Origin of the sequence: Streptomyces sp. NPDC057623, from assembly GCF_042800355.1 — a bacterium.
In the GTDB taxonomy this organism is placed as follows: domain Bacteria; phylum Actinomycetota; class Actinomycetes; order Streptomycetales; family Streptomycetaceae; genus Streptomyces.
The window spans coordinates 202,481-211,532 of the sequence record NZ_JBHVGZ010000012.1; the positions used below are offsets into that span (position 1 = coordinate 202,481).

The window sequence follows — 9,052 nt, forward strand, 5'->3', positions numbered from 1 at the left end:
TCGGCCGAGACCGTCACTCAGCCGTTCCCTCGGTCGGCTCGGCGTCGTCCTTCCCGTCGACGCGCGCCCGCAGCTGCTCCGGCGTCAGATACGCGTGGACGAACTCGAAGTCCCTGAGCTTGGCCGGACTGCGGGACTGGAATCCCGTGCGCACGAAATCGTCCCCGGCGACGGCGTTGAGCAGCCAGTTCGTCATGACGCGTGTCTTGGCGACATTGGTGCGCAGCGCCGACCAGTGGTAGCCGCGGGCGACGGCCATCGCGGGCAGGCCCTTCAGCTCGATGCCGAGGGGCTTGGAGACCGCGTCACGGCCACCGAGGTCGACGACCAGGCCGAGGTCCTTGTGCTCGTACCGTCGCAGCGGCTGGTCGCGCAGGGCCGCTATGACGTTGTCGGCCACGACCTTGCCCTGACGCATGGCGTGCTGGGCGGTGGGCGGGCAGACGGCGCCCTCCTCGTCCTTGGCCACGTCGGGCACGGCGGCGGCGTCGCCGAGCGCGAACACGCCGTCGTGGCCGGGCAGGTTCATCTCGGCGGTCACCGCGAGGCGACCGCGCACCGTCGCGGCGCCCAGGGTGCCGATCAGCGGGCTGGCGACGACACCGGCGGTCCAGATCAGCGTGCGGGTGGGGACCACCCGGCCGTCGGTGAAGGTGACCTCCTCGGGACCCGCCTTCGCGATGGACACGCCCAGGGAGATCTCGATACCGCGCTTGCGCAGGATCTCCTGGGCCGCGCTGCCCAGCTTCTCGCCGAGTTCGGGCATCAGCCTCGGCGCGATGTCGATCAGATGCCACTTGATCAGCTTCGGGTCGAGCCGCGGATAGCGCTTGACCGCGTTGTGGGTCAGCTGCTGCAGACACGCGGCGGTCTCGGTCCCCGCGTAGCCGCCGCCGACCACCACGAACTGGAGCCGTGCCGCGCGCTCGTCCGGATCCTGGCTGGCGTCGGCCAGGTCCAGTTGGGAGATCACGTGGTCGCGGACGTAGGCGGCCTCCGCCAAAGTCTTCATGCCGTACGCGTTGTCGGTGAGGCCGGGAATGTCGAAGGTGCGGGTGATGCTGCCGGGCGCCAGCACGATGTAGTCGTACGGCTCGTTGACGATCACGTCGGTGATGGTGCGGATCACGCAGACCTTGGCCGCGAGGTCCACACCGATGGCGCCGCCCGGGATGATCCGGGTGCGGTACCTGCGGCTGCGGCGCAGGGACACGGCGATCGACTGGGGTGTCAGGACGCCGGAGGCGACCTGGGGCAGCAGTGGGAGGTAGAGCTGGTAGGAGGACGGCGTCACCAAGGTGATCTCGGCCTCGTCGGGGGCGAGTTCGCGTTCCAGCCGGCGAACGCATCCGACTCCGGCGAAGCCTGCGCCAACCACCAGGATCCTGGGTCGTGTCACGGTGATCTTCCCTTCTGCGGCTCCAGGCGGGGTGCCTGACGTCGTTCGCCTGCCCCTGGATCGCGGCTTCGCACGCCTTGATCCCACCGCGCCACCGGCCGTTCCGCCAGCCGGGTGCGGCAGGCAGATGAACCCGTCGACAGCCACCTTGCCCCAACCCGCGCGGGGGCACACCGGTTCGGAAGCGAAAGACATGTACGCGTGATCTCTTGACGGTCTATTGGTCTGGACCTAACGTTCCTCCTCGCTCGTCCAAGTCAGGGGTCGCAGTTCATGTACGTGACCAAGGTGCGTGGCAGCGGTCCCCCCCCCATCCGACAGGAGGCAGCATGCCCGTACGCCTGCGTACCCTCACCGTCACCACGGCACTGTGCACCACCTCCCTGCTCGCCGCCCCGCACGCGTTCGCCGAAGTCGAGCCCGGCGGCTGGCAATCGGTGTCACCCACCTACAGCGTGCAGGAGCGCGGCTGCGGCCAGGTCGACGGCCTGACCTTCCGGCTCACCTGCTCCACCGCGAGCGGCGACCAACGGGCTGAACGCCGCTATGCCACCTACACCGGAGGAACGCGCCAGTTCGAAGGCCACTTCCGCATCACCAGCCTCAGCGGCACCCGGATCAGCCTCAAGCTGACCTTCAACGACTCAGCTCCCGGCCCCTACTTCATGCTCGCCGTCGAGCGCGGCGGCAGGCTCTACGCGGTGCACGGCGGCACCACGCTCTCGAACGCCGGGACCGTCGGCGCGACGGTCCGCGTCAACACCGTCCACCAGGTCGGCGTCGAGCACCGCACCTACATCAACGGCTCGCTCAAGCACACCTACGCGAGCCCAGGCGGCAGCTTCTACGACAAGTTCGGCGCCTATCGCACCAACAGCGGCAGCGGGCAGGCGACCGTGGAGTGGAGCAACATCCGCTTCTGGCGCAAGTAGCGGCCGCCGTATGCGAGGAATGGCGCGGATCGCGGCGTCGGCAGCGCTGGTCCTGGCGCTGCCGGCCTGCTCGGCAGGCGCCACCGACCCGGAACAGCCCCTGCGCGGTGTCCTCACGACCCCCACCGACATCGACCTCCACTGGCGGGACGAGCGGCCCGGGATCGCGGGACACGTCCTGGAGTTCGCGACCGAGGAGACCGGCCCCTACACCGTCCTGCGGTACCTGGCCCCCCAGGTGACGAGCTACCGACACCCCGACCTGCTCCCGCACACCACCTTCTTCTACCGGCTCCGGTCCTACCGCGGCCCCACCGTCCGACCGGTCCGGACCGACCTGGCGGACGGCCTCCGCTTCACCTGGACCGACAACTCCTCGGACGAGGACGGCTTCCTCCTGGAGATCCGCAGGACGAACGGCCGCCACTACGACCCCGTCGCCGTCCTCGCCCCCGACACCGAGACCACCGGGTACGTCCCCCTGCCGGACGAACAGCACGCCGGCTACCGCATCCGCGCCTTCACCCTGGGCGAGCAGTCGAATGTCGTACGACTCACGACGGGCCAACAGGCGCGGGCGAGCGGACGCGCTCAGCCGAAGACGTTGTCGGCGTCGTCCCAGTGCGCCAGCTCCTCCGCCATGTGCTCCCGGGGCGCACGCGAGCGCGCCTGGTACATCGCGTCGATCTGCAGCGCGTAGTGCCGCACGATCGCGTCCCGGCGCAGCTTCATCGACGGTGTCAGCAATCCGCTGGCCACGTCGAACGGCGCCGGCAGCACCCGGAACACACGGATGGACTCCGAGCGCGACACCGCGCTGTTGGCGGCGGCCACGGCCCGCCCGAGCTCCTCCCGCAGCGCGTTCTCCTCCCGCGCCTCCCGGATCCGCGCGTCGCTGCGCACCGCCAGCGATTCCCGCCAGTACGCCAGGAAGTCCGGATCCAGGGTGATCAGAGCCCCGACACAAGGCCGGTTGTCGCCCACGACCACCGCCTGGTGGACCAGCGGATGCATCCTCAGGCGCTGCTCCAGGAGCGCCGGGGACACGCTCTTGCCGCTGCTCGTGACGATGACGTCCTTCTTGCGGCCGGTGATCGTCAGATAGCCGTCGGAGTCCAGCCGCCCCAGGTCCCCGGTGGCCAGCCAGCCGCCGCGCAACGCCGCCCGCGTCGAGGCGTCGTCGTGGACGTAGCCCTGGAACACCGAGGGCCCGCGCACCAGGATCTCCCCGTCGTCCGCCACCCGGATGTCCGTGCCCGGCAGCGCCTGCCCGACCGTCCCCGACATCTCCTGGCCGAGAGGCTGCGCGGTGATCCCGCCGCTGGTCTCGGTCAGTCCGTAGCCGTCGTTCACATAGAGACCGATCCCCTCGTAGAACAAGGAGATCTCACGGTTCAGGGACGAGCCGCCCGAGGTCGCCAGCATCACCCTGCCGCCCAGCGCGGCGCGCAGCTTGCGGTACACCGTCCGCTCGTACAGCGCGTGTTGCAGCCGCAGATCGAAACCGGGCCCCGGCCCGCCCCCCAGCCGGTGCCGTTCGAGGGCCGCCGCGAAGTCCCGGGCGGTGTCGGCGGCCCGCTCGAACAGCGCGCCCCGGCCCGCCTGCTGAGCCCCGCGCAGGAAGTTCTTGTAGATCTTCTCGAAGATCGACGGGACCGCGCAGAAATACGTCGGCCTGAACGAACGCAGCGCCGCCGACAGCGACTCCTCGCGCAGGTCCGGCTCATGGCCCATCATCATGCCGCCGCGGATACAGAGGGTCTGCACCAGAAGGCCGTACACATGGGAGAAGGGCAGGAAGGCGAGAACGGACGCCTGCCCTCCCGGCGGCACCACCTTGTGCCCCCAGCCCGCCAGCAGGGTGTCGCAGGGGCTGGCCAGGTTGCGGTGACTGAGCGCGCAGCCCACGGGCCGGCTCGTCGTGCCGGAGGTGTAGGCGACGACCGCGGTGGAGTCCGGCAGCACGATGCGGCGCATCGACTCCACCGTCGCGAGCGGGACGAACTCGCCCTGCTCCACCAACCGCGGCAGCGCCCCCGCGTCCAGTTGCCAGACATGGCGCAGCTGCGGCAGCGACCCGCACACCGAGCCGACCGTCATGACCGCCTGTTCGTCCTCGACCACCACGGCCACGCAGCCGGAATGCCGCAGGATCCACTCGACCTGGTCGCGCGACGACGTCGGATAGATCGGGACCACCTCGGCGCCCACCGCCCACAGCGCATGGCTGAGGACCGTCCACTCGTACCGCGTGCGCGCCATGATGGCCACGCGATGGCCCGGTGAGATCCCGGAAGCGATCAGTCCCTTGGCCAGATCGGTCACTTCGTCGCGCAGTTCGGCGGCGGTCACCTCCTCCCAGGTGGTGGAGGAGGGGTCCGGACGGCGCGCGAGCAACGGCAGCGTGGGATCGAGGGCCGCCGTCTCGAAGACGGTGTCGGCGAGCCCGCCGGCCAGGGGCGTGACGGTCGGGGGAGCGAGGCCGAGGTCGCGCATGCGCTGCTCCTGTTGTGTACCGGGTGTGACATCACCGATGAGTACTGTTATCGGCGGTGCCCGAATCTAGCCCAGCTGAGAGCGCGTGGTGTCGAGAACTGACAATTGACCTCGTTCGGTGATCTCCGCTTGATCAGGGCGACAGCCACACCGTGGCGAGCGGAGGCAACGTCAGCCGGATGTGTCCGTCCTCCGGTTTGAGCGGTTCGGGGCTGGTGACGTCGCTCCCGCCGTAGTGCGCGGCATCGGTGTTGAGGGTCTGGTGCCAGGCGTCGATGTGGTCCGGCACCCAGAGGCGGTAGTCGGCACGGACGACGGGGGAGAAGTTGGAGACGGAGAGCAGCACGTCACCGTCGGAGCCGAACCGCAGGAAGGCGAAGACGTTGTCGTCGGCGGCGTCCCCGACCACCCACTGGAAGCCGGACGGATCGGTGTCCCGCTCCCAGAGGGCCGGGGTCGCCCGGTACAGCGTGTTGAGGTCCCGGACCAGGTCCCGCACGCCCCGGTGGTCGCCCGCCGACGCGTACCCGGGATCCAGCAGCCACCACTCGGGCCCGTGCTCCTCGGACCACTCGGCGCCCTGCGCGAACTCCTGCCCCATGAAGAGCAGCTGCTTGCCCGGGTGGGCCCACATGAAGCCCAGGTAGGCGCGGTGGTTGGCGCGTCGCTGCCACCAGTCGCCGGGCATCTTGGAGACCAGCGCCTGCTTGCCGTGCACGACCTCGTCGTGGGAGATGGGGAGCACGTAGTTCTCGCTGTAGGCGTACACCATCGAGAAGGTCATCTCGTTGTGGTGGTACTTGCGGTGCACCGGCTCCTTGGCGATGTACTGGAGCGAGTCGTGCATCCAGCCCATGTTCCACTTGAGCCCGAACCCCAGCCCGCCGCTGTCGGTCGGCCGGGTCACGCCGCCCCAGGCCGTGGACTCCTCCGCGATCGTGACGACCCCCGGGTTGCGCCGGTACACGGTCGCGTTCATCTCCTGGAGGAACGCCATCGCGTCCAGGTCCTCGCGCCCGCCGTGGACGTTCGGCGTCCACTGCCCCGAGTCCCGCGAGTAGTCGAGGTAGAGCATCGAGGCGACGGCGTCCACCCGGAGCCCGTCGATGTGGAACTCCTCGCACCAGTACGTGGCGTTGGCGACGAGGAAGTTGCGCACCTCGGTGCGTCCGTAGTCGAACTCGAACGTCCCCCAGTCCGGGTGCTCGGCACGTCGCGCGTCCCCGGGTTCGTACAGCGGATCCCCGTCGAACCGGCTCAGTGCCCAGTCGTCCTTGGGGAAGTGGGCCGGCACCCAGTCCACGATCACCCCGATGCCGGCCTGGTGCAGGGCGTCCACGAGGTACTTGAAGTCGTCCGGCGTGCCGAGCCGGGAGGCCGGCGCGTAGAAGCCGGTGACCTGATAGCCCCACGACCCGGCGAAGGGATGCTGGGCGACCGGCATGAACTCGACATGCGTGAAGCCGAGCTCGTCGACGTACGCGGGCAGCTCCTCGGCGAGCTGCCGGTACGTCAGACCCGGACGCCAGGACGGCAGATGCACCTCGTAGACCGAGAAGGGAGCCTGGTGCACCGGGACGTCGCCCCGGTGGGCCATCCAGTGCTCGTCGTCCCACTCGTAGTGCGAGGCGTGCACGATCGACGCCGTGTCCGGCGGGATCTCGGCGCGGCGGGCCATCGGGTCGGCCTTGAAGAACCGGCCGCCGTGCCGGGACGTGATCTCGAACTTGTACCGCGCGCCCTCGCAGATGCCCGGCAGGAACAGCTCCCACACCCCGGACGCCCCGAGCGAGCGCATCGGGAACGCCGTCCCGTCCCAGCAGGTGAAGTCCCCGGCGACCCGGACTCCCCGGGCGTTCGGCGCCCACACGGTGAACCGGGTGCCGGTCACGCCCTGATGGGTCATCGGCTCGGCGCCGAGCGCCCGCCACAGCTCCTCGTGCCGGCCCTCGCGGATGAGATGCAGGTCGAGCTCGCCGAGGGCCGGCAGGAAGCGGTACGGATCGTGGACCTCACGCTCGTCGGACCCGTCCTCGGCGTACGACACCAGCAGCGTGTACGCCGGGATCGCGTCCAGCGACAGTACGCCGGAGAACAGGCCACCGCCCTCCGAGACCAGCCCGGTGCGCTCACCGTCGACCACGACGCTCACCGTCTGCGCGAACGGGCGCAACGCCCGGAAGGCGACTCCGCCCGGGACCGGATGCGCCCCGAGCAGCGCGTGCGGGTCGTGGTGGGCGCCCGACAGCAGGCGTTCACGGTCGGCCGGTTCGAGGGGAGGCGCGGTGGCGCGCCGGCCCGGTCCGGCCGATTCGGGGCGCGAGGTCTCGTGCAGGGCCATGGGGTCAGGCTCCTCTCACGGCGAGGCGTTCGATCGCCGCCATCGGTACGGGCAACCAGTCGGGTCGGTGCCGGGCCTCGTACAGGACCTCGTACACGGCGCGGTCGGTCTCATACGCACGCAGCAGTCCGTGCTTCTTGCGCGGGTCCCACCCGGCGAGGCCGGCGTAGCCCGCGCAGTAGGCCTCCCGGCAGCGGCGCGCCCACTCCGGACGCCACGGACGGCGCTGCCGGGCGGCGTAGTCGAAGGAGCGCAGCATGCCGGCGATGTCCCGCACCGGTGAGTGGACGCCGCGCCGCTCGGCGAGCGGGCGGGACGGTTCACCCTCGAAGTCGATGACGAACCACTCGCGCCCGGCCCGCAGCACCTGACCCAGGTGCAGGTCACCGTGGATGCGCTGGGCGGGCGGCCCGGGATCACAGCCGGCGAGGGCGCCGAAGGCGGTACGCAGGCCGGGGACGTAGGGCCGGAGCGCGGGGACGAAGTGCGCGGCGAGCTCCAGGCGCTCGGTCATCGCCGCCGCCATCCGGCCGTTCTCGCCGCGGGACAGCGACGGGAAGGCCGATGCCAGCGCCAGGTGCACCTCCGCCGTCGCCCGCCCCAGCTGACGGGCCTCCGCCGTGAAGTCGCCGCCCGAGGCCAGCGCGTCCAGCGCCAGCGTCCAGCCGTCGGAGGCGTCACGCAGGAACGGCTGGAGAACGCCGAGCGTGGCCTCCCAAGGGTGCGTCGTGCGGAACGAGGCCACCGGGGCCGGTACCCGGCGGCAGCCCTGCCCGGCCAGTGCGCCGGACAGCTCCAGGTCGGGGTTGACGCCGGGCTGGATACGCCGGAACAGCTTGAGGATGAACGTATCGCCGTACACCAGCGAGGAGTTCGACTGCTCGGCGTCCAGCACTCGGGGCACGAGCCCGGCCGGCACCGACACGGACGGGTCCGCCTCGAAGCGCAGCGGGCCCGACGCGCCGGGATGCCGCAGCCGCTCCAGCAGCAGTTGCGCCGAGCGGGGGTCCTGCAACGCGTCGAAGACCGTCAGACCGGCCAGCGGCCCCTCCTCCGCGCGGCCGATGAGCGCCCGGCCGAGCCGCGGCGACAGGTGCTGCCGTACGCCGATCAGCAGCTGGTAGCAGTCGCCGGCCGGGGGAGCGCCGCCGGGCGCGGGCACCGCCGAGTGACCGGCGTGCACCAGCAGATGCAGACAGCCCGGGAACAACTCGGTCATCGACAGCAGGGCGAGGTCCGTGACGGGCCGGTCCTTGCCCGCGAACCAGCGCTGCCGTGGCAGCCACTCGCGCAGCAGCCCGGTGAGCGAGGCCATGGGGCTCGCGTCGACCGTACGGCTCGATCGGGGAGATGCGGTCTTCTGCATGGTGACCCGTCCTTTCCTCGGCACGGACTCGGAGCGCACGCTCAAAGCCGTCGGCCGATGCGGGATGAGACTCGGGAGAGCCGGAACCAGTAGAAGCCGTGGCCCCCGAGGGTCAGCAGATACGGCAGCTCGCCGATGGCGGGGAAGCGCACCCCGCCGAAGAGCTCCACCGGGTGGCGTCCGCTGAACTCACGCAGGTCGAGTTCGGTGGGCTGCGCGAAGCGCGCGAAGTTGTTCACGCACAGCACCAGGTCGTCCTCGTATTCGCGCAGGAAGGCGAGGACCGCCGGGTTGGAGGACTGGAGTTCCGTGTAGGAGCCGAGTCCGAAGGCGGGGTTCTGCTTGCGGATCTCGATCATGCGGCGGGTCCAGTGCAGGAGGGAGGACGGGGAGGCCATGGACGCCTCGACGTTCGTCACCTGGTAGCCGTAGACCGGGTCCATGATCGTGGGCAGGACCAGCCGTCCCGGGTCGCAGGAGGAGAACCCGGCGTTGCGGTCCGGGGTCCACTGCATGGG

The 9,052-nt window shown here is 70.5% G+C and carries 7 protein-coding genes; 2 read left to right on the top strand and 5 right to left on the bottom strand.

From position 1 onward, the window contains the following. Positions 1 to 13: 13 nt before the first annotated feature. On the bottom strand, positions 14 to 1,405 hold the full coding sequence (locus ACFU95_RS15895) for an NAD(P)/FAD-dependent oxidoreductase (protein ID WP_383827512.1): 1,392 nt from the start codon (positions 1,403 to 1,405) through the stop codon (positions 14 to 16). A gap of 323 nt (positions 1,406 to 1,728) precedes the next feature. Between ACFU95_RS15895 and ACFU95_RS15900 the strand changes: the two genes are divergently transcribed. Then, the gene (locus ACFU95_RS15900) at positions 1,729 to 2,331 is read left to right on the top strand and encodes a hypothetical protein (protein WP_383827482.1); all 603 of its coding nucleotides are present in this window, start codon (positions 1,729 to 1,731) and stop codon (positions 2,329 to 2,331) included. 10 nt (positions 2,332 to 2,341) lie between these two features. Beyond that, positions 2,342 to 3,031, top strand: a complete 690-nt coding sequence (locus ACFU95_RS15905) for a fibronectin type III domain-containing protein (protein ID WP_383827484.1) — start codon at positions 2,342 to 2,344, stop codon at positions 3,029 to 3,031. Here ACFU95_RS15905 and ACFU95_RS15910 read toward each other — a convergent pair. The 4 genes from ACFU95_RS15910 to ACFU95_RS15925 all read right to left on the bottom strand — a co-directional run. Continuing rightward, positions 2,923 to 4,827, bottom strand: a complete 1,905-nt coding sequence (locus ACFU95_RS15910) for an AMP-dependent synthetase/ligase (protein ID WP_383827486.1) — start codon at positions 4,825 to 4,827, stop codon at positions 2,923 to 2,925. The two genes, ACFU95_RS15905 and ACFU95_RS15910, sit on opposite strands and share 109 nt — an antisense overlap. A gap of 133 nt (positions 4,828 to 4,960) precedes the next feature. Continuing rightward, positions 4,961 to 7,168, bottom strand: a complete 2,208-nt coding sequence (glgB, locus tag ACFU95_RS15915; RefSeq protein ID WP_383827488.1) for a 1,4-alpha-glucan branching enzyme — start codon at positions 7,166 to 7,168, stop codon at positions 4,961 to 4,963. A gap of 4 nt (positions 7,169 to 7,172) precedes the next feature. Further along, entirely contained in the window at positions 7,173 to 8,534 is a 1,362-nt protein-coding gene (locus ACFU95_RS15920; protein ID WP_383827490.1) for a maltokinase, read from the bottom strand. 41 nt (positions 8,535 to 8,575) lie between these two features. Then, the coding region (locus ACFU95_RS15925; RefSeq protein ID WP_383827491.1) for an alpha-glucosidase C-terminal domain-containing protein at positions 8,576 to 9,052 on the bottom strand (477 nt) is incomplete at its 5' end.